This is a genomic window from Paenibacillus psychroresistens, from assembly GCF_009728935.1.
Classification (GTDB): domain Bacteria; phylum Bacillota; class Bacilli; order Paenibacillales; family NBRC-103111; genus Paenibacillus_AC; species Paenibacillus_AC psychroresistens.
Genome location: NZ_CP034235.1, coordinates 5818997 through 5843308 on the forward strand (window position 1 = coordinate 5818997; position 24312 = coordinate 5843308).

Here is a 24312-nt window from a genome sequence, read left to right on the forward strand (position 1 = left end):
TCTCCACTCGATATACAAATCCTCCACTTTTGGTTTCTCAACAGCCTAAGCCTATGATGATTAGCATCATTAGGCTTTTTTCTTTCTCATCATCTAAATTATCTTAAACTTACATCGTCAAAATTGATCCAGGAATCCGCACCTGGTCCAAAATATCCGCCATAAATAATTACAGATGTATTCGCGCCAGAATTAAAGGAAAATGTCAGCGGTGCATAAGCAGTGTTTCCAAATTGCATATCCTTAATAACAGCTGTGCTTGTCGTGCTAACTCCGAAATATCCTGCTGTAATATTAGCTGTTGCAAACATCCACCCTGTAACCACATAATCTGTATTCGGTGTTACCGCTACGGTCTGCCCAATTTGATTCCAATTCGTACTGGAAGAGCGAATATAGGAGCTATGAGTTCCTGTATGTGCATGCCCATTATTGATGTCAATTCCTTTTGAATCCGTACCCACTCCAACCCAAGGTGCTGCTATAACAGCCGTTGTTTGGCTTTCAAATCCAGGATCTACCACTTTATTGCCTCCAGCAAAGTACACGGATAATTCGCCGATAGAGGTGAAATGCGCCGTTCCGCCAGCTGTACCGATAATTCTTACCGCATCTCCTGAGATATCATTAAATGTAAAGGTATACTTCTTATTCGGTCCAGCCGAATTGTTGTTGGGATAAATAGGCCCAACCACTGTGCCTGCAACATCAACCCAGTTGAAGTTTTGACGCACCTGAACTTTAAGACCGCCGCTGAACCAACCGCCATCGCTATAAATATTACCAGTCGTATAAACAACCTTATTCATATTGATGTTTTTATTAAAGCTGTAGCCCCAGAAATCCATCGTTTTATTTTCTTGATCCCAGCTGTCCTCCGATTGATTATAAATACCATCATTGTAGAACGTATTGTTACCGTTGTGTGCTGATTTCTCAAATGGAACAACACCTGTTTGCCTTGCTAAATTCGTATCGTTTTTGGTATTCGATGCTGTGCTAGCTACATAGGGAACTACAGTGAGCTTTCTTAACGAGAAATTATAATTCGAAACACCTCCCATGAAGGTATTCGATTGAATCCACATCGATTTACCATCTGAACTAATAAATTTAGAAGGAATAGTTGTGGAATATCCAGCATTCTTCGATGTAGTCCAAGGATAACCACCGTAATCTTTGGTGTAAAAATGCTTCCATGGGCCAAACGGAGTGGGAGATTCATAAAACTCGTAAGTATATTCTGTCCAAGACGTATAAATATAGCGATTCAAGGGACTGTCATACACTACGCTGCCTTGTGACAGCACCGTCATATTGCTGGGGTTGGCAGGATCACGTGTACTTTGGTAAATTAAGTGGTCGTCCTGCAATACTGGTGTTTTCAAGCTAATATTCGTTGACCAAGTAGCATTGCCGTTCAAATCTCCCGTATAGAATTCCCAGGTCGAGCGATTCTGAATACTAGTCTTCGGCACTCTCGCCAAAAAAAGCTTCGTTGGGTCCGTAACACTATTGTTAAAGGAATCCCGCCAGTTGTAATCAAGCCCATAGGCATAAATATAACTGTCCGGAGCATTGATATTGTTCTTTCCATAATCCAAGAACATAATTGTAGTGAAAAGATTATTAAACATTGGAGCTGTTGTATTCCATGTCCAAGTCGTGCCATGATTAGTCGATTTAGCAATCGTAGCAGCTGGTGCATCGTTGAAGTTCTTGTTTAAGTCCTGAACAGCAACATACAAATTGTTATCTACACAAACCATGCCAGTTGGTTTTCGGTTATACGTTGCAGTGGAACCCCATGTTTGGCTGATGCTTCCTGCATTGATGGTTGTTCCTGTAAGACTGCCTGGCGATCCACTGATGCGATTCATGGCAATATCAACAAAGGGACCTCCTATAGAAAATCCTTTCCCGTCACCATTAGAGGCATATAAATTATCATCGTCCGCCCAACAAGACGCCCATAAATCACCATCGCTTGCGGAGCTGTAGACCTGATGCTCATCCACCGACGTAGATGAGAAAAAGGTGCTTTCCTGCGGAACAATAGCGTATGTTTTTGAAACAGGCAGTACAAAAAAGATTAAGGCTAAGCTAAAGCAAACAACCAATAATACAAAATGATGTCTAGAATGAGTACCTTGATCATACATAATTACGACTCTCCTCTTTATTCAATTTGATAAATCCAATTGTTCGCCATAAAGCTCCTTAATCAATAATCGAAGCATTCTTTAAAATCTGTTTCATCAAATCCAAGCGCATCTGGCAATGGCAGTCTTTGAACAACGGGTATAATTATCGGGTGATCCTTATGAGGCTCCGTCTGATACCAATAAGCTGTACTTGAGTAATCGTCGCTGCGGTTATTGTTATGGCCATGCTCAATAGTTACTTTAATCGATGTTTCAAACATAACTGGATCTTCGATATGATAACGGTATGCAGATACTTTCCCTGCCCAATTTGGATCTCCACCGAGAATTATTCCATGGTAAGGAGAGTGGTAGGGCTGAGTTGGACACCATGCGGTGTTAAAATAATCCTCCATGCCCGTACCATGCAAAGCTGGCGGCCACGACTCACCGTCAATAAAAATCATATCATCTCCTTCTCCATACCAATTCCATTCACGTGTCATTCGCAAATTATGAATATTCAGGTTGCAGCCCACATAATGACCTTGGCCTATGGCATCAAGCAAAACATAATTGTTCGCTCCTGTAACATTCTTACCGCCGAATTGAAATAAGGTATTAGAGACGCTGGCATCGGTAATTCCTTGAGTTAATTCTCTCTGCCAAATTGCATGAAAGCGCAAAGGACTATCTATTGGCTCCTCATATTGCTCATAATCGATATAATAATATAGCTTTATAGCACGCTGTGCTTCACTTTCGACCTCGAAACGAGCTCCTTGCCCAAATGGCATGGCGAAAAAGCAATTTAGCGCTCTGCCGTCTTCTGGACTCATAGCCAGCGGAGCAGAAGAATAATTCTTCGTTATTCCATGTCCCATACCGAAAAAATCCCCAATCGGTGCTTGAACACTTGGGTTTGTTTCATCATCCCAATACATCCTTAATACTATTTTACGATGTAGAAATTCCTCCAATCCATCATCCATCGGCGCCATGGTCATCCAAATATGTGTAATACAGCCAGAGCCGATTATCTCGCCAATATCGAGCTTTTGGCCTGGCTCCAATTTAACAAAATCTCGGTTGCCGCCTGTTGGATCATAGCTGGACACCCGTTTTCTTTTTCCTTTACGCAATCTGTATAAATCTCTTAGTGAAGTCCCTAGCATATTTCATTCTCCTATTCTGTTCATTTAATTCCGGTCATTTTAATTCCATTGACCAGGTATTTTTGCATTAAGAAAAACATCAGAAATGTCGGGATGCAGGCAAGCACAGCAGCAGCCAACACAACATTCCATGGTGTGGTATATCCTCCGCCAACCAAGCTTGCTAAAGCAACCTGCACAACCCATAGGTTTTCTTTTTGTGTTATTATGGACGGCCACAGATAGGAATTATAATTCGCTAGAAAAAAGCCAATCGTCAAAGGAACAATCATCGGTAAAGAAAGCGGCATAACAATTCTAAAAAAGGTGCCGGCAATTGAGTAGCCTTCCATGCTTGCAGCTTCCTCTAATTCTTTAGGGAACTCCCGATAAAATTGGCGGAACAAAAAAATACCATAAGCATTAAAAATCGAAGGAATGATCAATCCCCAATAATTATTAGCCATACCCATATTTTTTGTAATCATAAACAACGGAATCATGATGACTGAAAATGGGACCATTAACGTGCTTAGCACCCACGAGAAAATAAAAGATTTCCCCGGAAACTGCAGCTTCGCCAACGCATAACCAGACATCGCATGAAATAGTAAGGCCACTAGAGTAACTACCGAGGAAATGAACACTGAATTCCCAATGGAACGCAAAAATCCGCTTTTGAGCACTACACGAAAGTTATCCAAGGTAATAACAGACGGCCAGAGATTAGCGGAAAAGATATCTTTTGGCATACGCAATGAGCTAATCACTAGCAGATAAACCGGAAAGATCATCAGAACTCCAAAAACCACGGCAATGATCAGCAAAGGTATACTCATTTTGTTGGTTTCTGACATAATGGAATATAACCTCCTATTCTTTATTGGAAAAAATCTTAAGCTGTGCGATGGAAAGAATGAAAATGATCAAAAAAAGCATGGTCGCTAAAGCCGAGGTATAGCCCATATTCAAAAGCTGAAAGCCTTGTTTGTATAAATACAAAACACTGACTTCTGTAGCATTAGCTGGCCCGCCGCCCGTCATTACCTTAATCTGATCGAAGACCTGAAAGGAACCAATGGTGCTAACAACGAGAATAAAAACACTAATGCCACGTAGTAATGGAAAGGTAATATAACGAAAAGCATCCCAACGATTAGCACCATCCATGCGCGCTGCTTCATAGTAATCAGCTGGTATATCTTTAATGCTCGCTAGAAAAATCGTCATATTATAGCCTAAATTGATCCATATCAGCACCAGAATAATCGTAGGCAAAGCTTGCGTAATAGAGCCTAAAAACGGTTGATGTGGAATCCCAACCAGTGCCAAAGCTTTGTTCACAAATCCACTGCGCGGGTCTAACAAGAATATCCAGATAACAGCAGAAATTACTGAGGTTATCGCAAATGGCATTAAATAAAGTGTACGTACGGTATTCATGAATTTGCCTTTGAAATTGGAGAGCAGTACAGCGAAAAACAAAGAGCTGATAAATAATAGCGGGACATAGATAATAGCATATATAAAAGTTATTTCTAGAGATTTCCACCATTGATTATCTTTGAACATCTGGGCATAGTTATCAAAGCCAATAAAAACCTTAGGGCTTAATAAATTCCAATCAAACAAGCTGATGTATAAAGCATAAAGAATCGGAACAAAAACGAACAGTGTCAATCCTGCCACATCAGGTAACAGAAAAAGGTAAGCCGTGATCCATTCATTATACTTGCGTCGATTCGTGCGTATCATCTTAGATGCCTCCTATCAATAGCATTCAATTTCGCCCCCCGGTTCTCTGTAAGTAGGAGATTGTCGGAGGGCGAGCTTTTCAAATTTTACTTTTTAAGGAATGCAGCGATTTTTGCATCGGCTTCTTTGGCCGCATCAGCACCTGAAACATTTTTAAACATTACGTTTTGCATCGCGTCTCCAACGATATCCAAGACTTCGGATGGATAACGCGGCTCTGGGATTGCTGAGCTATATATTTCGTCCGTAAATACTTTACGAAGACCTTTGCTGTAAATCTCTTTACCTGCTTCTACAACTGACTTTCTTGGTGAATAAGCAAACTTAACTTCTGTGCCCCATTTCAAAGCATGGGAAGTATCTTTGCCGCCAAATGCCCACATAATGAATTTGGCTGCTTCGTCCACATGCTTACCACGTGCATTTGCCGCAAGCTTCCAGCCGCCGGCATCGGTTGCTGCTTTTCCGCCGCTTGGAATCGGTATTGGCGCAAGCCCAATTGGAACATCTTTAAATGTTGTTTCTAATGCGTTTACAGCCCAAGTACCGATAATTTGCATCGCAGCTGTTTTATTGCCTAAATTGGCAATTTCCCAAGGTCCAAGCTGCAGCTTAGCTGGTGAAGATCTGTCTTTAAAGAATGAACCCCATACATCTAATGCTTTAGCAGCTTCTGGTGTATTAAAGGTCGATTGAGTACCGTCTGCACTTAATACATTTCCGCCTTGCTGCCATAGAAATGGATACCAAATGAAGTTAAAATAGGGCCCTTTATCGGGTGGAATCACAAGCCCAGCAACTGTATCCGTTGTCAGCTTTTTAGCTGCTGCGCGCAGCTCATCCCAGGTTTTAGGAACAGCAACATTAGCTTTTTCTAGCATTTCTTTGTTGTAATAGAGTCCCAGCAATTCAAGCTCGAATGGCATCGCCATGACTTTTCCGTCATAGGTTACTGCATCCAAAGCGGATGGAAGAAAATCATCTTTAATTCCTGGCTCAAAGTAAGGATTTAAATCCAACATCGTGCCAGATTTGGCGAATTTCACAAAATCGCCTGGACTGATAAAAAAGAGATCCGGACCCGCATCATTGGCAAAAGCTGTAGGCAGCTTAGTCGTTGTATAGTCGCCTTGATCGGAAATTGAAATCGCAATTTCTACATTTGGATTTGCCTTGTTATACTCAGCGGCAAGGTCTTCAAAATATTTTTTTTCAGCGTCAGCATGAAAATCCCATAAGCTTAATTTCACTTTTTCTACCTTGGCACTGTCTGTTGACTTCCCTGTGCCTGCGTCTCCGCTTGGTGCAATTGTAGCTGTACTCGTTTTTGCACTGCCGCAAGCTGTTTGAAGCAGCAAGACCGTTACAATACTAAGCCCCGTTAATAATTTTAATTTTCTCAATGTAAAAAACTCCCTTCCGTTTCTATAGCTAGTATAGAATGCGGCAAGGAGTTGGCGTAACGGGAAATATTTATTTGGGGTGGACTATTTTCTTCTAGTGGAAAGGTAGGTGGTTATTTGCTCATTTTCCTTTTGCAGCACATCTGCAGAGGAACCGGAATGAAAGAGGATATCTTGAATAGAGTCATTGAATATCTGGGTAATTTCACTTGGAAGTCGTGGCTCAGGCCGCTCTTTACCGTATATTTGCTCTGTGAAGACGGAGCGAAGACCCTTCGTATAAAAGTCCTTCCCCTCTTGCATAACCGAGCTTCGCGGAGAATAAGCAAATTTTACATTGCTAACCCACTTAAGCGGATTGGCTGTTCCTTCAGCGAATGCCCACATCACAAATTTAGCTGCCTCATCTGCATTTTTATTATTGCGGCTCGCAGCTATTTTCCAGCCTCCACCAATGTTTGCTTGGCTGCCGCCCTCTGGGATCGGCAAAGGTACTACATTAATTGGCACCTTGCTGTATTGTTGTTCGATGGTGCTCACGTTCCATGAACCGCTGACCTGCATCGCCGTTTCCCCATTGGCAAGGATACCTATGTCATTGGTTGGTCGCGATGGATATAAATTCAATAGCTTCTCATCGCGCATTTGCTTGAAGTAATCATACATTTTCACTGTCCCTGCTTGATGAAGCCCCGATTTAAGACCATTATCAACCAATAAGTCAGCTCCCGTTTGCCAGAGAAAAGGCAGCCAGGTAAAGGTCTGATAGACACTATCCAGTGTTTCAACCGTCAACCCCGAAACGGTATCTGTACGTAATTCTCGCGCAGCCATTATCATTTCATTCCAAGTTTTCGGCGCGGTTAAACCATGTTTGCGAAACATGGCCTCGTTATAATAGAGACCTAACAATTCAACTTCAAACGGGACAGCATAAATTTCACGATCTACGGTTACGCTGTCAAGCGAGTTGCTGCTAAAATCTTTTTTTATAGCTGGTGAAAATTTGCTAGTCAACGGTTGAATAATCTGGGCATCAATGAATTTATTGATATTTCCCGATGAAACAAAAAATATATCAGGCCCTTGCCCAGAAGCAAATGCTGAAATCAAACGGGTGCCATGAAAATATTCATCGGAAGGAACGTATTCCACCTTAATTTCCACTTCAGGATGAATGGCTTGATACTGTTCGGCAAGAGATTTCATAAACTCCAATTCCTTGGCAAGGTGAAACGTCCAAAACCGCAGCTGAATGATATCCCCTTTAGGTATTGCATACGTTACGGGCTGAGTTAACTTATCAATAACATCTCCGGTATCATTCTCCATTTTTGTTGAAGAGCCACACGCAGTGAGAAAACTAAGCATCAAGAGGACGAGCCAAAGCGAGTTCAAATATTTAATCAAGCTTCCACCTCTTTTTGGAAGAAGAATTGCCTGTATTCTGCAGGAGAAATATTATGCGAACGTTTAAAGACTCTTGAAAAATATTTCACATCCTGATAGCCAACCATTTTCGCTATCTCGTATAGCTTCAAATCCTCATGAATCATCAGCTGTCTTGATTTCTCCATACGCACCCGAGTTAAATGCTCCACAAAAGTAACTCCAACCTCCTGGCGGAAAAATGCACAAAAATAACTCGTGCTCATTTGTGCAATTTGCACCGCTTCTTCTAGTGAAATATCCTTCATATAATTTCTTTGCACGTACTCCAAAACAGGCTCCAGCGTTTGATGATTCTTCTGCTCCTTAAGCCAACGCAATGAATTTACTGATGAACGAATCAGCCCGGTTAAACCCACTCTTAGCTTAGGAATAGTTGAGCCTGACTCGAGAAAATCTGCCGGCTGGCTCAGCTCTCTCATCACAAGATCGCTTACCTTATGCTCATAGAGCAGACGCAGAATAGCAGCGGCAAGCTGAAGGCTAAAGCGGCGAAACAAACGAAAGGTCATAGCAGGCGCAGTGGAAATCTCATCTAAAAAGGTATAAAGCCGCTCTAATGCTTGCTCTTCTTGTCCGCTTATTACAGCACCAACAAGTGCTTGCTCTAAAGCAAGCGGATATCCAATAGCAATTAATTCTTCCACCTGAAAATGCGAGTATAAACAAACACTGCCTTGACCGTGTATCCACTTATTCTGCGTGGCTTCTTGCGCCTGTTTCCATGCAAGCGGTGTATCTCGTAATCTAGTATGTACCTCGCTAATCCCAATAGAAACAGAAAATTTCAGCCAGCTTTTAATGGCTGCGATGATTTTCAGAGAGATCTCTTGTTCATTAGGGTAATCCATGAAAAAATAACTTAGCTGAGCTCCATGCTGGAACATAAAGCTGCATTCGCTGGCTTGCTCTTCGCGGATAATATCCTCAACAATATTGCGAACTGCGAAGAATACAAGCCTGCGATCACCCCAACGGTCTTTCAATATCAGCTCATCTATTTCATCAATTTCAATAATTAATATTCGAAAAGAAGCTTTAACCTGATAAAGCTCCTCCAATCGCTGCGATGGCTCTGCGGCAATCGGTTCTTCTAACAGCCATTCTTTCCATAAAGTGGAGCAATCCAATTTCAATTCCGAAAGCTGCTTAGACCCCCGTTGCATTCGAATCGACTGTTTAATTCGCAGCAGCATATCTTGAATTTCCATTGGCTTAATGGGCTTCAGTAAATATTCAAACGCACCGAATTTAATCGCAGTTTGCGCATATTCAAAATAGCCATACCCACTGAGAATAACGACTAACACAGGATACCCTCGCAATTGATTTAAAAGATCAAGCCCATTCATTTTTGGCATCCGAATATCTGTAATGACAAGATCGGGGGACAGGCTTTTAACTAGTTCAATCCCTTCCAGACCATTCTTCGCTTCGCCTATAACGCTCCATTCGGCATCCAGCATAGGGATCAAATTGCCTAAGCCTTTTCTTACCTTTGGCTCATCATCAATAATTATGACATTATACATCGGATTGCCCCTGTGTTTTGACATATGGTACGATAATAGCCACTCGGGTACCAGTTCCAGCAATAGATTCAATGGAAACGCCAAACCCTGCTCCAAATTCCAGCTTTAGCCGGTCATCCATATTGTAGATTCCGATACTCTCACTTCTTCGTTCGCGAACATGCTGCAGAGTAGCTTCATCCATCCCTTTGCCGTTATCGCGAATTTCAAAGACGATCATCGATTCCTCTTCATTCAAGCGAATGACCACAGCAATTTCTCCCCCCTCTTCTACATCCTCTAAGCCATGCAAAATAGCATTCTCCATATAGGGCTGGAGCAATAGTCGGGGAATCCAACATTTCAGAACACGTTCATCCACTTCAAAGCTTACATTAAAGCGATCCTCATACCGCGTTTTTTGCACATATAAATAATTTTTTACCCAAATAAGCTCTTCTTCAATGGTAGCCGTTGTCTCACCTGGCTTGATCGCATAACGCATAATATCGCTTAAAGAAGTAATCATGCTGCTGATATCATTTTCTTGCTTCTCAATAGCCATCCAGTTGATTGTATCCAATGTGTTATAAACAAAATGAGGATTAATCTGGGCACGAATCGCTCGCAGCTCCGCCTCTTTTTCCTTAAGTGTCACCATTCTCACTTCTTCGACCAAACGAACAATTTTATTGTTCATGTTATTATAGGCATGCTGCAATACACCGATTTCGTCGCGAGAGTCAGGATTAAATTGGATCTGCAAATTATCCTTATTGATATTCTTCATAGCAAGCACCATACGACGTAAAGGCTTTGCAATATAGATGGTTGTAAGCCCCGCTAATAGTAAGAAAATAAACCCGCTTATAACAACAGTAAGCACTATAAACTTCTTCAAGTAGGCCGTTTCCGCTAATATATCAACATAAGGCACGAAGGAAATATAATACCATTGATTGTATTCCGATTGCACATAAGATATTTTATATTGCTTTCCGTTCAATTCTTGCGAATTAAAATTTGCTTTATGCTTTTGTACATTTTGAAAAAAAGCAGTTTGCTGAATATTCTCACCCATGCTGTCTGGATTGTGATGCCAAATCACGTTTCCGGATGCATCTGCAATCAATAGGAATCCATTATTGCTTGCGCGTATATCCTCTGCAATATGATCCAATGCTCCTATTTTTAAATTCATCATAACGGAGCCAATAGGCTGCAGCACATCAAACACATTGCGAATTTGTAAGCCAACCATAAAATAATAGGAATTAGCAGTATAGTATTGGTTGGGCAGCATACGATACGTAGGAAACCAGATCACTCCTTTGGCATGCGCATCGAGAGAACGCTTCCAATCTAGATTCTGATCATACATTTCTTTAAATAAACCCGAGCCTTTGTTATCATAGAAATAAAAGCTGGGCTTGTTTAACGGAAATAGATAAATCGACTCAATGTCGTCCTTACCTCTCACTGAGTCACGAAGATACCGATTGATACTATCATCCGGCATACTTGATGCTCCTCGTTCTTCAGCCAGCTGTTTAATAATATCTTCGTGATCGTAGACGTAATTCAGTTGGCTTTCATAACCGGCAAGCAATCTATTCACATTCTGGTTCAGCAGCGAAAGGGTTTGAAGAGTTTCCTTGTGAATTCTCTCTTCCACATATTGCTCTGAGCTAATATAAATGAAGATACCTGCAGTTATAATTGGCGCTAGGATAAAAAGCGTAAAAAAAAGCAATAGCTTCTCACGAAGACCCATATGCTTAACGGACAAGAAGCGCATAATCCCATCCCTTTATTATGATGTAGTAGCAACTTTTTCATTATAGCACCATATTTAAACAAAAGAAGCCTGCTTCTTTCCTTTAATCAGGAAAAGAACAGACCTCTTTTAGAATTTATGCAATATTATTCAACCAAATCTATATAAATTGCTGTCTTATCATCCGACTTTTTCACACGTGGATATTGCACACACTCTGGGTCGCTTTCTTCCAGATCAATCAGCCAATCGACATATGACTTCAATCCCATATCTCTTACACCCAAAGCTAACTCGACAGCGCCATCCGTTTTAACCGCACCTGCTGCCTTCGGTTTATACAAACCATCACTTACCAGCAGCACTGCCTTAACACCTACTCTGCTTATTCTTCCGTATTCTGCGTAGTTCGCTAGAGCAGGGTCACCATTTAATACACCATTTCCACCAGGGGTGTTAGCAAGCTGACGACCGCGGATGATTTGCGGCTTCGTATAAGCCCACAATTCATCACGTTGGACTATTCCACTAGCTATTCCTTCAGCCCACTTGTCAAAAGTCAATTGATCTATTTGCTCAAGCTGATCATGTGTCACCACACGGATTGTATTATCCTCATAAAAAGCAATAAGCATACAGTCGCCAGCTTGTGCATAATCGATCCAATGATCGGTGATATGGACTATGACTGCACAGGCATTCCATAGCTCTTCCTTTTGCTCCAATGCAATACCGTTAAGCTCCATTTCTTTCTGCAATAATTCATTAGCTTCTAGGAGGAGCTGCAGTAATCCTTGAGCTGAGGTGTCTGCATCTAGTCCAACACGATTGAGGTATTCCTCAATGACTCTAGCAGCCAAAACCCCGCCCGTTTCACCTTTCCTACCGATAAAAGGAACTAATGAGGTAGCACCATCTATGACACCAAATAATCGAATATCTTCATTCCTTACAGCTGCATCTTCATTCCATGGACTGCTGCCTTTTACTGAAAGAGAAGTTATCTTCATAATGCTTCGTACTCTAGGAATGGATCTGGAATTTCAATCACATAAGCTTCTGCATCGCTGGCCCCTACGTAAAGATCAGCAAGGCCACCTTCCTTGCGGACTAACCCGCCACTGAATATAACATCAACCAGATCTTTATGTTTATAAGGACCCTCTGGGAAATTGCTGCGTTGTGCAATGAGCTTCATCTGAGTTTTTTCCATCGTATCTGGATTAAAAGCAAAAGCCATTGCTTGATAATGGCGAGCGCCTGTTGCATCGTAGCAAGCAATGTGACCAAGCACACCTATAAGACCATTGCTAAGCAAATGAGGTTCATTAGCGCCACCCCACTCCACGTCAAGAAACTGATCAAGGAATAAGGGAGCATTATAGATATCTTTTACCGTAATCTCATTTAAAGAACCCACTTTATAGAAGCCAATTTTGCCTCTTCCGCCTTTGTAGCCTTGTGGTCTTGTAATGACGCCAATTTCGCCGCTAGCCAATTCAATCAAACGCAAATCCTTCATATGGTAGGGACCCATAAAGAATAACTCAAGACTGGCAATATCCTTGCCGCGATAATACTCAGTCACCCAGGCAACAATATTCTCTGGATGCTGCGGATCTGCAATGACGCGCACACCACCAAGAACAAGCTCACCTTTAATCCAAGTAAAAAAAGGATCCTGCATCGCATAAGCTGGGTAGTCGGGATGAGGCGTCCAAACGTCCTCACTCTGTCGAAAAAATACAACCTCTGAAAATTCGGTCTCACGGTCCTCCACACGTCCAGCAATAATCAGCTCGCCTTGATCGATAAAAGCAGCTGTAATGTTATATACATCTCTGTTGCCTACTCCCTCAAAACGAATAATCTGACCCAATGGCAGACTGGAACCATCGAATTGAGCTAACAATTCCGCAGATGATTGTGTAGTTGTCTGTTGTAATAGCATGTCTTTCCTCCTATTTAAAACTTGATATGTTTAGTATATTTCAACTAGCTCTGAACAAATGTTTTCAGTCCCGACTTCATAGAGATAGCACAGGCTTCAACCACAGCTGCATTTAACATAGCGTCATTTGTTTGGTATTCTAGCGGATTCCCCGATAATATTTTCTTAGAGAAATCATTTATTTGCAGCTCGTAATGATCAGCTGGACCAAACGATTCCAGCTCTAGCTCCTTGTTTAGCCTAATTCTTATTTCAGAAGAGTGCGGGCTGCAATTAAAGGCATCTGGGATTTCTATTCTCCCTTTGTCTCCGACAATTTCCAAGTGATTTCTTGGCTCTGCCAGCATTCCGCAATCAAAAGTTAAGGAAATACCGTCTGGAAACTCAATTAGTCCACTTGTCATAATATCAACACCACTATCCTCAGCAAAAAAGCTAGAATTACAGGTTACAGCAACAGGTTCCGTACCTAATAACAACCGAGCAGCGTGAATTGGATAACAACCAACGTCATATAAGGCTCCACCGCCCACTTCCGACTGAAAGCGAATATTGTCCGTTTGCCCTGTCTTATTATAAGTGAATCTAGCTTGTATGCTGCGAATCACACCGATTTCCTGGTTAGCCAAGATCTCGCGTATACGCTCATATCGAGGATGATGCTGATACATGAATGCTTCCGCAAAAAGCACGCCATTGCGCTCACATGCTTCTGTCATGCGTCTAACTTCTGTAGCAGTTAAAGCTGCTGGCTTTTCACAAAGCACATGCTTACCATGCTCCGCTGCTATGATCGTCCACTCCGCATGCAAGGTATTCGGCAACGGTATATAAACTGCATCAATATTAGGATCCTTCAATAAACTTGCATAGTCCTCATAAACTTGAGAAACTCCAAACTCTTCTGCAATAGTTACAGCTTTATTAGAGTTTCTACTAGCAATGGCTGCTGCTTCAGCAAATTCACTTACCTTTAAAGCAGGAAGAATTGCCTTGTAAGCAATCCCTGCTGCACCTAGAATACCCCAACGCACTTTGTTATTCATTGTCCTCACTCCTTTATTTCTCGTAAAGTGGAGTTTTATATCCCCCTGCATAGGTCGAATCTGGTTTTTCAAATTCACCTAACATAGCACGGCGAACAGGTGTTGTTTGCTCCATGAATACTTTATCATTCTCAAAGCGATCTGAATAGCGAGCCCATGGTGGACTATAGATATAATGCATAATATAGCGATCGTAATCCAACAGATGCTCATGCGATCGATGCCAAACGGCGTTGTGGAATACTAGAGCAGACCCTGCCGGTGCACAAACGATATGGCGAATGGGACAATCCTCTTCACCTTTTCTCGCGCTCAGCGGCATTTCATACCGACTGCGATGGCTGCCTGGGATCATTTCCATATTACCCATTCCTGGTTGGCTTTGGTCTGTCAGTATATAAGAGACTCGCAGCTGCAACAATGGAATAGGATGCCCTAATAGCTTGAAGTCAAACGCGCTTGATCCATCCTGATGCCAGCCGCCATGCGGGCTGTGAGCAGGCTGCACCGTACACCATCCTGATTGCAGAATAACATTATCCGAACCATATAAACCACGAACCTTAGGCAGTGCGGCAGGATGGTCAATCAATCGTTCCAATGAAGGCTCGGTTGCGTATCCATTCCCTACTTGATAAGAAACTTTCTTGGGTTTTCCTTCATGAAGACGTTGTGAAGCTGCAAGACACTCCACTACTTCGTCTGGATTTAATACATTGGGAATAACAAAATATCCCCAAGAATCAAAAATAAACTGATCCAAGGCCGTAAACTCTCCTGGTTTTACTATAGGCTGCATAATGAACAACTCCTGATCTTAGAATGTGTTATAACCGCATGAATTAATGAAAAATAGGTTCCCAACGTTCTGGAAACCTAATCTCCTTTAAACCAAAGCTAGGGTTAATCAATTATTTTATTGACCCTCGTATGGATTCTTTTTCAAGTAATCATTATATTGCTTTTCAAGCTCTGTTTGAATCTTTTGAAAGCCCGCTTTATCATATTGCTTTTGAATTTTGGCTAAAGTTCCTGGAATATCTTCAATTACTCCGTCTCCAATGGATCTTAGCAAGCCTCTTAGGTCATTAATTTTGGCTGTTTCTGATTTCAAGCTTTCCGCTACGAAACTGAAGCCTGCCGTTGGTTTTTTATAGAAGAAATTCGTATCTCCCAAATTATTTAAGACCTTTACAATATCATCCGGTGTTTTCGAATCATAACGAACCATTGTTGGGTTCCATGAAAGCACGAAGCCGGGGAAATTATAATTATTTTTTGCATCTGCAGTTGTTGGTATGGAATATTTGGTATCTCCTTCAGCTGTCCAATGCTTGCCTTCAATCCCGAACTCAAACAAATCATGATTTTTAAGATTAGTGAACAACCAATCATAGAATTGCATCGTTCTCTCAATATTCTTTGAATTAGTTGGAATAGCTGTAAAATTCCAAGCTTTAAAGTCGCTTCCTACCGCTTTGGCAGTTCCTGAACGATAGCCTGGATCTACGATAAAGTAACCAAGCTTCGCGCCTGGAATAGCTGCTTCCAATTGTTGCGATTGTGCGGAATATACATCCAATGTTCTGAAAACAGATGCAGCTTTACCGGACATAAATTGTCCATCAGGATCCTTTTGCGCTAAAATATCCTTTTCAATATAACCTTTTGTATAAAATTCTCTAGCCATTTTAAAACCAACCAATGGATCAATCGCATTTAATGGAGCTGGAAGCAATTTCAAATACTCAGGGTCACTCCAGCGATTAGCTGTTTTCGAAACATAAGCTGTGCCATCTGCTTTAATAGCCACACCTGACCCAACAACAACCTCTGTATCATAATTATGTGTAGTTGTTATAGGTTGATCAATCTTTTGCAGAGTATCTGAAAGTAAATCCTGACTTCCATTCCAAGTCAATGGAATCGTACCTTTTTCATTCGCAAGAATAGCATCGTAATATTTAGTCAAATCAGCATACGTTTTAACTTCGCCAACTCCATATTTTTCAGCTAAATCAAGTCTATAATAGATCGCGCCGCCGGCATCAAAGCCATGTGTAAAAGGAATTCCATAAATATGAGCTTCATTAGTAGCATCGATAAAGCTATTATTCTTTAAGTATTCCGGTGTAAAGGCTTTCTTTAATCCCGGGTATTTATCATTATTGAAGTATGAATCTAAATTTGCGATTTGTTTCTTGGAAATCATTTGCGCAATGCTTGGGTTGGTCCAAGGAGCAGTAAACACGCCATCTACTTGTTCTCCAGCCGCAAGCTTTAAGGATACTTTTTGGCCAATATCATCAAACGTCGTAAAGTTAAAATGGATCTTGGTATTCAAAGTAGCTTTTGTTTCTTTGTAAAACTGCTCTAGTACGGCATCTATATCATTAACGTTAGCAACAGGTGAAGGCATATAAAATTCCAAAGTAACCTCGTCTGGTGTTTTTGTTCCCGCTGTTGTTTCTCCGGGAGCAGTTGACGCCCCTGTTGATCCTGTAGGCTCAGTCGTTTTTTTGCTGCAAGCAGCCATAAAGGTAAGTAACATAATTGCAGTAATTGCAATTGCCATGCTTTTGATAATAAGCTTCTTATTCATTGTGTACCCTCCTGAAGTTATTTTATATGCTAACCGGTTGCGCACCCGGCAATAGCCAATCCTAAGATTTTCTTGAAACTAGCCTTTTACTGCACCAATCGTGAGCCCTTTAATAAAATATTTTTGTAGAAATGGATACAACAAGATAATAGGTCCGATCGAAATCATAGCTGTTGCCAGCTTGATTCCTATTGTTGGAATGGTCAGACCCCCGAGCGCAGCACGTGCACCAGCACTTAAAGAAGAGTTAAGGAACTCCGACTGCTGCTGTAAACGGATAATCAGGAATTGCAGCGAGAACAATTTGGAATCATCAATAAATAGTAAGACTCGGAACCATTCATTCCAGTAGGTAAGTGCTGCGAACAGTCCAATAGTAGCTAGAATAGGCTTGGATAGCGGGAGGATGATTTTATAGAATATATAAATGTCAGTGGCTCCATCTATTTTCGCTGATTCGGCCAAGGCTTCCGGTATTGTATTGAAAAAGTTTTTCATGAGGAACATATTATATCCATTTAATGCAGCTGGAATAATCAACACCCATATGCTGTTATGCATATGTAATAACTTGGTTGTCATTATATAAGTAGGGACTAAACCACCACTGAAAATTAAAGTAATATAGGCAAAAAGCGATATTTTATTGCGATACTTAACAGAAGTAACTGTCAACGGATAAGCAAAGGAACTAGTTAGTATAAGTGTTAGTGCTACACCCGCTATGGATGAAAATATGGTAACTCCATAAGCCCTATATACCGTAGATGTGCCTGTAAAGATAAGCTTATAGGCTGTCGTATCAAAATGGTTAAACCATAACCCGTATCCATCACGGATTAAGGAAAGCTCATTCGTAAACGAGGCTACTAAACCAATCCATAGCGGCAGCATACATAAAAGTGCGAATATACCTGCACTGCAATAGAAAAATAGCAGCATAACTCGATCACCCATGGTTTTTTGAAACATGATGCATCCTCCTCACTACCTTAGAATTAGAATAAATTGGAATCCTTCGAGTATCTTTTGGCTAAACCATTCGCAGAGATTACCATAATAAAACCAACCACTGCTTGGAAAAGACCGATTGCTGAAGACATCCCGATATCATTATTTACTCTTAGGGCTCGATACACAAATGTATCAATTACATCTGTTGTTGGTCTTAATAACGGATTATCTCCGATTAAAGCGAAGATCATTCCAAAATCACCATAGAATATCCCGCCAATTGATAAAATAAGCAGCATAATCGTTGTCGTTTTTAGCATGGGCAAGGTGATGTGGATGATAGATTGGAAACGGGTTGCTCCATCAATCTTCGCAGCTTCGAATACTTCCTGATCCATCCCCGCTATTGTAGCTAGATAGATAACAGTTCCAAAACCGACACCCTTCCAAAGCTTCAAGAGTACAAGTAAAACGGGCCATACATCCGGATTTTGATAAAAATTAATCGGATCAAAGCCTAATCCCGTCCACACATGATTGAAAACACCAGCATCTGTGGAAAAAAGCGCAACTGAGAATACTGAGACAACTGTCCATGACAGAAAATTAGGCAGGAACATAAAGGATTGTGCAAATTTACTGAAAATTTTACTCCCCAGCTCATTTAAGCCGATAGCCATGAAAATTTGGACGACAAGTCCAGTAATGATGAATAAGGCATTCAGGTAAATAGTATTAACGGTCACCGTTATCCAATCGTTGGAGGTAAAGAAGAATTTGAAATTCTCCAATCCAACAAATGCGCTTTTCATCCCATATAAGCCAGCCAGCGGATTATAATCCACAAAGGCGATATATAAACCGACTATGGGCAAATAGTTGAAGATAAGAAAAAATAGTATACCCGGTAAAGTTAATAAGTAGAGATACTTATTCTTACTAATTTCTCGCATGAAGGTGTCTTTCTTCTTCTTACGAATGGGCTGTGATGCTTCCATACCAACATCTCCTTCATCCTTAATTTAGCGAGTTAGCGAACCCTGGCTAAGATTCTCTTTAATGAATTCAAGTGTTGTTTCTGCGTAACCCACGCAGGTATCGCCAGCACCATAATAAATTTTAATTAATCCATCTTCATACAAGACGCCGCAAGGAAAGATTACATTTCCGAAGAAACCTTCCACTTCATAGTCACGCTCAGGTTCCATAAAAGGGATCTCGCTTCGAGCCAGCACTTTCCAAGGCTCGTTCTTATCTAATAGCAGTGCGCCTAGGCAATACCGATTATTGCTGTCTGCACCATGGTAGATTTCCAGCCAACCCTCTTCAATTTCAAAAGGAATTGCACTTGCGCCAATCCGACCGCCATCCCAGCTTCCTTCACGTACGCCAATCAAGTGTTGATGATTACCCCACTGCAATAAATCGCTCGATTCGGCAATCCACATCTCAGGATTTCCATAATGGGAACAAGAAGGACGATGTAAAGCATAATATTTATCCCCAATCTTTCTTGGGAAAATAACCACATCTTTATTATCCGGGTGAAAAACATTGCCTTTACGCTCGAAGTCGAGAAAGTCCGTAGTCGTAATTAGTCCTGTACAGATGCCGTACTCCGAAATTGCAGAATAGGTAATATAATAGGTATCGCCTATTTGAGTAATCCGCGGGTCTTCTATTCCATAGCTTTCATAAATCGTGTCCGGCATAATAGTAGGTTCTGCATCAATCGTAAAATTAATTCCATCTTTACTGCGTGCCACTCTCAAATGAGACATAGATGTTAAATAATTGCGTTTAGGTGTTTTAATAACTCTAACATCAGACATATCATGATCAGGATGCTTCAGAATAGTTTCAATTCTAATTTGCTTAGATGCAGGATCGTAAACAGGTACCAGCATCACTTCGGTGTCATGATTAATTGGTCTTTCTGCAACGCGCAGCAATAGAACAATTTCATCGTTATATCTAGCGACTCCAGCATTAAACACTCCAATGACTTCCATATTCGACTCGGAAGCAGTAACACTAATTGGGGAAATAATCGGATTATTATTTGAACGTAGGATAGTCATGTTGTATTCCTCTCATTCTCGCACCATTCTGGCCGCTTTTCTGTTTGTTACCTTATGTAAGCGATTATAATTTAATATTATTACTTTGTCAATTTTAAAAACTAAAGTTACAATTTATAACTTTTAACTTGTAACTCTTTAAACAAATTTACATTAATTCGTTTCCCTCCCTTTTAGTTAACAGATTTCATTTCAAAAAAACCGTTATTAAACCTAATTATTTTAATATTATCGATCATATGATAGCTTATTAATTTGTTAGTTTATTTTTGTTTACTTTAGGTTACTATTGACTTGTTAAGTTACTTTGGTTAATATTTACTTAAGTATTTATCTAACTTGTATAGAGGAGATAACCCATGCAAAAAGGCAAAGTAACCTTAGATACTATCGCGAACAAGCTTGGAGTAACGAAAGTTACCGTCTCCAAAGCTTTAAACAACCAACCGGGCGTTAGTGATGAGTTGAAGAAACGGATCATCCAGACCTCAATTGAAGTGGGATATACAACTAAGAATGCTGCTAAGCTAGCTAAGACTGTTTCAAAGCTAGGCATATTGGTCCCTAAGCGCTTTTTCCTTGACACCGATAATTTTTATACAAAAATCTACTATTATATGAATCAAGAATGTGCGAAACGAGACATCAGCCTTTCCCTCTACATCTTAAATCCCGAACAAGAGCAGAATAATACGATCCCTCTCTCTCTCGTTCAAGATCAAGCTGAATTAAATGGCATATTTATTGTTGGCGAAGTCAACGAAACTTATGTAAGATCACTGATTTCCTACCGTTTTGCAGTTATTGCTATTGATTTCTACAAACCCGAATTAACACTAGACTGTATCGTATCTGACAATTATCAATCCGGCTATACGGTTACCAAGCACCTGATCGATAAAGGACATACGAATATTGGTTTTGTCGGAAATCCACATTATACAACCAGTATCATGGATCGCTATTGTGGTTATATTAAAGCATTAACTGCCCACCAGTTAGTATTGAACAAGGATTGGCACATCGTAAACAATGATGAAAATGGATCCTATTTAATTGATTTCTCACTCCCTAAGCAGCTCCCAACAGCATTTGTTTGCCATTGCGACATGGCAGCCTATAAGCTGCAGCTTAAATTACAAGGTGAAGGCTATTCCGTACCTAATCAGGTATCTATTATTAGCTTCGATAATACTGATTTAAGTCAAACGGTTGTTCCGGCATTAACTTCGATGAATATCAGCAAGCATGATTTCGCAAGCGAGTCCGTTAACCTCATGCTCTGGCGTATCCAACACATTGGCGAACAACCCAAAAATATCTATGTAAAAAGCCGCCTGATCGAACGGGATTCTGTTAGTCAAGTGAAGTAACTAGCACTACGGAACAACCAAAAAGACTATTGCATGATCCGCAATAGTCTTTTTGGTACGCTTTAGTTAAATAACCTCAAGCCCATCGATATCTGGAAGTGGTTTGTAGCTAGCATGCGGCTCCGTTTGATACCAGAAAGCTACCGATGCAATGTCGTCCTGAAGCGGTAAATATCTGCCGCCTGATCTCCACCCCAATGCCTGAATGGTTACTTTCAAATCAGCATCAAAGCGAATTGGGTCCATAATATGCCAGCGATACATGCCGAATCTTTGTTGGCTGCGATAGAGCCCATCAGGTTTAATCACTTGGTGGAGTCCGAGAAAAGCAGTTGAGAACACACCGTACTCTCCAATGGGATGCTCAAAATTCCAAGCCCCGCCAAAATAGTCTTCCGTTCCAGTGCCACAAATGGTTGGAAACTCTTGATCACCATCCATGAAGAACTTGATTTCTCCTTCGCCCCACCAACCCGTATTATTAACTTGCCATGCGAGATAAGTTCCGACATAATGGCCTTTTCCTGTTACACCATCCAATATTGTATGTACTTCTTTGTACTCTAAGGGATTGCTTCTCCGCCATTGAGCGTGAAAGTAAGCAACATCATCAGGCACTTCGGTTAACGTATAATCGACCTGATAGTAGAGTACTTCTTGTTCAGAGGAGAGATTCTCAATGGTTATTTTTGCAGTCTTGCGGAAAGGCATGGACCAATAGCTGTTCATTCCACCAGCAGGATTAACCGCAACCGGCATTGAATTCACATTACTCCGTTCGCACCAACCATTGCAGAAGAAATCACCTAATGGAGCTTCAACAGATGGTGTTGCTTCGCCATCCCAATAAATCCGAATGATAAAACGACGCCAATTCTTAGGATCACAAGTGAGCCAAATATGCTGAATCGCTCCAGGCCCAGTAATCTCTGCCATTGTAAATGTACTATTCCCGGGAATCAGAACAGAAGGAGAGACTTTCCAGCCTTGCCCTAAGTCCCGCGCCTGATTCATGCCTGTTCCTTCTGTAGCCATACCCGCTTTACCTTTTTCACCCGTAAAGTTCTCTGCGCTGATCGATCTGCTTTTAGCATTGGATATACGCGGCAAGCTTCCCAAACCCATGTCTAACCCATTAAAAGAATCTATGTCCTTCGCCTCCTAAATGTTTACTCACTATAAAATTGTAATCCTAATTCCAGAATTAATATTTAGCTATATTGGACTATTATTTAACAATTATTGCTCTATTATTAAGCGCTTTCGTTTATAATATAGGTAAAGGAGGCATAGATCAGATGGATTTAAACAACTTATCACCCTACATACGAGTTGCCTTGGATGATTACATTGAGTCGCCTTACTTTATTAAGGAACGCGTTATTTTTGATTATGAATTGCTTTTTGTGAAGGCTGGCGAGATAAAAGTTACCGTGGAGAACAAAACTTATCTTGGGCTTCCTGGAGATATATTTCTATTTAAGCCGATGCAATCCCATTCCATTTATCTTCTAAACAACAAAACCTTGCATCAGCCACATATTCATTTTGATCTTTATTATCAATCGGATAGTCCTGAAGTGAACGTATCCTTCAAGCCGCTACAGGCTATGAACGAGCAAGAAAAACAATGGTTTCGCGAGGATGTCACTCAATTTGAGATGAACCCGCTGCCCAACCATATCCGTCTAACCAAGCCAGCTGTGATCGAGAAATTAATTTACGATATTATCTTTGAGCTTGAGCGGAAGTTCCCCTATTACGAAGCCTCAGCCAAAGGTTTATTTACTTCGTTATGGATCCAACTGCTGCGCGAGCATGATTGGAATACGCATAAATATCTTTTGTCTAATTGGGAGCAATTGGACCGGATTAAAAACTATATAAGCCATAATGCTAATAAAGAGCTCACACTCAACGAGTTATCCAGCTTTGCGAATCTAAGCAAATATTATTTATGTAGACTGTTTAAAAGCGGCTTTGGAATGAGCCCGATTCAATATCATTTGCAGGTCCGAATGGAAAAAGCCAAGCAAATGATTCAATTCTCATCGCATTCCTTAACCTATATTGCGGAAGAGTTTGGCTTTCATAGCATCCATGCTTTCAGTCGCGCTTTTCGCAAGCTGGAAGGTGTTTCACCATCATCTTTTAGAAAAGTTAAGAATTAAGTCTTAATTGTGTAGGTGTTTGCCCCATGAGTCGACGGAAAGCAGTAGCAAAATGCTGTGTAGAGCTATAGCCCAGCATAAAAGTAATCTCCGTTACCGAAAGCTTGGTTTCTTTAAGCAATCTGGTTGCTTCTGCAATTTTCACATGGTCTAAATATGATTTTGGGGTAAGCCCCGTATAAGATTGAAACACTTTATGGTAATAGGAAGGACTTACATGAGCAATTGCTGCTAATTCTTCTAAGCGAGGATTCCAATCCAGTCTAGTTGAAATCTCAGCTTTAATTTTTTCCATACTACTGATTAATTCAGCCGAAATATAATCCAATGGCTTAGGTAATTTTAAGCTTAGTAAAAAGTCCAGCACTGATATGCGAACCTCTACGGAAACCAATGGATCACTCCGTTCGATAGCCGCACGAATTCTTTGGAGGCTGCGCAAGCTAGGGGTTTGCGGTTTACTAACTCTTGGCAATGCATATAAGATCTCTAATAATTGAGCCGCCTCCGTCGCTTCTATTCCAAGCCAGCGTTTATCAGCATGAACGGTCGGGATTTGCAGAACTATCCACCAAAAACGGCATGGCTCGATTATATTCAAGCTCCCTCGGTGTATTTCATCCGGAAGTGTATAGAATACTTCCCCCGCTCTTGTTTCGAATTTCCCTTGCTCCGTCTCCCAGCTCGCCTTGCCTTTTTCAATATAAACAAATTCAAAGGAACTTACATGATGATGTTCCACTAATGGAATTGCTTTGCGAGCATCATCGAAGCCAAACAAAACGATTTCTGGTACACCATAATCAATCCCATCAAAAGTCCAACGCTTAAGATTATTTATTTGTGTTCTTCCATTTGACTTCAACTGTTCATTTTTTGTTTTCATGTACATAATCTTACTCTCACATTTAATGAACGTCAATTGTTTTAAGATGATTTAT

Annotated in this window: 20 protein-coding genes; 2 read left to right on the forward strand and 18 right to left on the reverse strand. The window is 40.9% G+C overall.

All coding sequences use genetic code 11. The annotated features are described in order from the left end of the window. Positions 1–98 precede the first annotated feature (98 nt). The 16 genes from EHS13_RS26565 to EHS13_RS26640 form a co-directional block, all read right to left on the reverse strand. Positions 99–2162 carry a glycoside hydrolase family 183 protein gene (locus EHS13_RS26565; RefSeq protein ID WP_155703281.1) on the reverse strand — a complete coding sequence of 688 codons (2064 nt, stop codon included), beginning with the start codon at positions 2160–2162 and terminating at the stop codon, positions 99–101. A 62-nt stretch (positions 2163–2224) separates the two neighbouring features. Next, positions 2225–3319 carry a glycoside hydrolase family 172 protein gene (locus EHS13_RS26570; RefSeq protein WP_155703282.1) on the reverse strand — a complete coding sequence of 365 codons (1095 nt, stop codon included), beginning with the start codon at positions 3317–3319 and terminating at the stop codon, positions 2225–2227. A 20-nt stretch (positions 3320–3339) separates the two neighbouring features. Then, positions 3340–4155: a carbohydrate ABC transporter permease gene (locus EHS13_RS26575; RefSeq protein WP_193571444.1), complete on the reverse strand. Its 816-nt coding sequence runs from the start codon at positions 4153–4155 to the stop codon at positions 3340–3342. A gap of 16 nt (positions 4156–4171) precedes the next feature. Then, on the reverse strand, positions 4172–5053 hold the full coding sequence (locus EHS13_RS26580) for a carbohydrate ABC transporter permease (RefSeq protein WP_193571445.1): 882 nt from the start codon (positions 5051–5053) through the stop codon (positions 4172–4174). A gap of 86 nt (positions 5054–5139) precedes the next feature. After that, on the reverse strand, positions 5140–6456 hold the full coding sequence (locus EHS13_RS26585; protein WP_155703283.1) for an ABC transporter substrate-binding protein: 1317 nt from the start codon (positions 6454–6456) through the stop codon (positions 5140–5142). Between the two features lie 84 nt (positions 6457–6540). After that, positions 6541–7866 (reverse strand): ABC transporter substrate-binding protein, encoded by a 1326-nt coding sequence (locus tag EHS13_RS26590; RefSeq protein ID WP_155703284.1) that lies wholly within the window; start codon positions 7864–7866, stop codon positions 6541–6543. Then, positions 7863–9437 carry a response regulator gene (locus EHS13_RS26595; RefSeq protein ID WP_162463268.1) on the reverse strand — a complete coding sequence of 525 codons (1575 nt, stop codon included), beginning with the start codon at positions 9435–9437 and terminating at the stop codon, positions 7863–7865. Before EHS13_RS26595 ends, EHS13_RS26590 begins: the two co-directional genes overlap by 4 nt. After that, positions 9430–11214 carry a sensor histidine kinase gene (locus EHS13_RS26600; protein WP_155703286.1) on the reverse strand — a complete coding sequence of 595 codons (1785 nt, stop codon included), beginning with the start codon at positions 11212–11214 and terminating at the stop codon, positions 9430–9432. Before EHS13_RS26600 ends, EHS13_RS26595 begins: the two co-directional genes overlap by 8 nt. A 125-nt stretch (positions 11215–11339) precedes the next feature. Further along, positions 11340–12203, reverse strand: a complete 864-nt coding sequence (locus EHS13_RS26605) for a protein phosphatase 2C domain-containing protein (protein WP_155703287.1) — start codon at positions 12201–12203, stop codon at positions 11340–11342. After that, positions 12200–13144 (reverse strand): DUF1861 family protein, encoded by a 945-nt coding sequence (locus EHS13_RS26610; protein ID WP_155703288.1) that lies wholly within the window; start codon positions 13142–13144, stop codon positions 12200–12202. The genes EHS13_RS26605 and EHS13_RS26610 overlap by 4 nt, the downstream gene beginning before the upstream one ends. Positions 13145–13188: 44 nt before the next feature. Further along, entirely contained in the window at positions 13189–14190 is a 1002-nt protein-coding gene (locus tag EHS13_RS26615; protein WP_155703289.1) for a Gfo/Idh/MocA family protein, read from the reverse strand. 13 nt (positions 14191–14203) lie between these two features. Then, the gene (locus EHS13_RS26620) at positions 14204–14989 is read right to left on the reverse strand and encodes a phytanoyl-CoA dioxygenase family protein (protein ID WP_227013525.1); all 786 of its coding nucleotides are present in this window, start codon (positions 14987–14989) and stop codon (positions 14204–14206) included. A 117-nt stretch (positions 14990–15106) separates the two neighbouring features. Next, on the reverse strand, positions 15107–16792 hold the full coding sequence (locus EHS13_RS26625) for a DUF3502 domain-containing protein (RefSeq protein ID WP_155703290.1): 1686 nt from the start codon (positions 16790–16792) through the stop codon (positions 15107–15109). 78 nt (positions 16793–16870) lie between these two features. Next, the gene (locus EHS13_RS26630; protein ID WP_155703291.1) at positions 16871–17764 is read right to left on the reverse strand and encodes a carbohydrate ABC transporter permease; all 894 of its coding nucleotides are present in this window, start codon (positions 17762–17764) and stop codon (positions 16871–16873) included. A 26-nt stretch (positions 17765–17790) separates the two neighbouring features. Then, on the reverse strand, positions 17791–18744 hold the full coding sequence (locus EHS13_RS26635; protein WP_155703292.1) for an ABC transporter permease: 954 nt from the start codon (positions 18742–18744) through the stop codon (positions 17791–17793). 24 nt (positions 18745–18768) lie between these two features. After that, on the reverse strand, positions 18769–19827 hold the full coding sequence (locus EHS13_RS26640; protein ID WP_155703293.1) for a glycoside hydrolase family 130 protein: 1059 nt from the start codon (positions 19825–19827) through the stop codon (positions 18769–18771). 359 nt (positions 19828–20186) lie between these two features. Here EHS13_RS26640 and EHS13_RS26645 point away from each other — a divergent pair, with 359 nt between their 5' ends. Next, positions 20187–21200, forward strand: coding sequence for a LacI family DNA-binding transcriptional regulator (locus tag EHS13_RS26645; protein WP_155703294.1), 1014 nt, complete (start codon positions 20187–20189; stop codon positions 21198–21200). Positions 21201–21266: 66 nt separating this feature from the next. Here the strand turns inward: EHS13_RS26645 and EHS13_RS26650 are convergent, their stop codons facing one another. Then, entirely contained in the window at positions 21267–22325 is a 1059-nt protein-coding gene (locus EHS13_RS26650) for a glycoside hydrolase family 172 protein (protein ID WP_227013526.1), read from the reverse strand. Between the two features lie 173 nt (positions 22326–22498). On the opposite strand from EHS13_RS26650, the gene EHS13_RS26655 reads away from it, so the two are divergent. Beyond that, positions 22499–23371: an AraC family transcriptional regulator gene (locus EHS13_RS26655; RefSeq protein WP_155703296.1), complete on the forward strand. Its 873-nt coding sequence runs from the start codon at positions 22499–22501 to the stop codon at positions 23369–23371. Here the strand turns inward: EHS13_RS26655 and EHS13_RS26660 are convergent. Next, on the reverse strand, positions 23361–24257 hold the full coding sequence (locus tag EHS13_RS26660) for an AraC family transcriptional regulator (protein WP_227013527.1): 897 nt from the start codon (positions 24255–24257) through the stop codon (positions 23361–23363). The genes EHS13_RS26655 and EHS13_RS26660 overlap by 11 nt on opposite strands. Positions 24258–24312 lie beyond the last annotated feature (55 nt).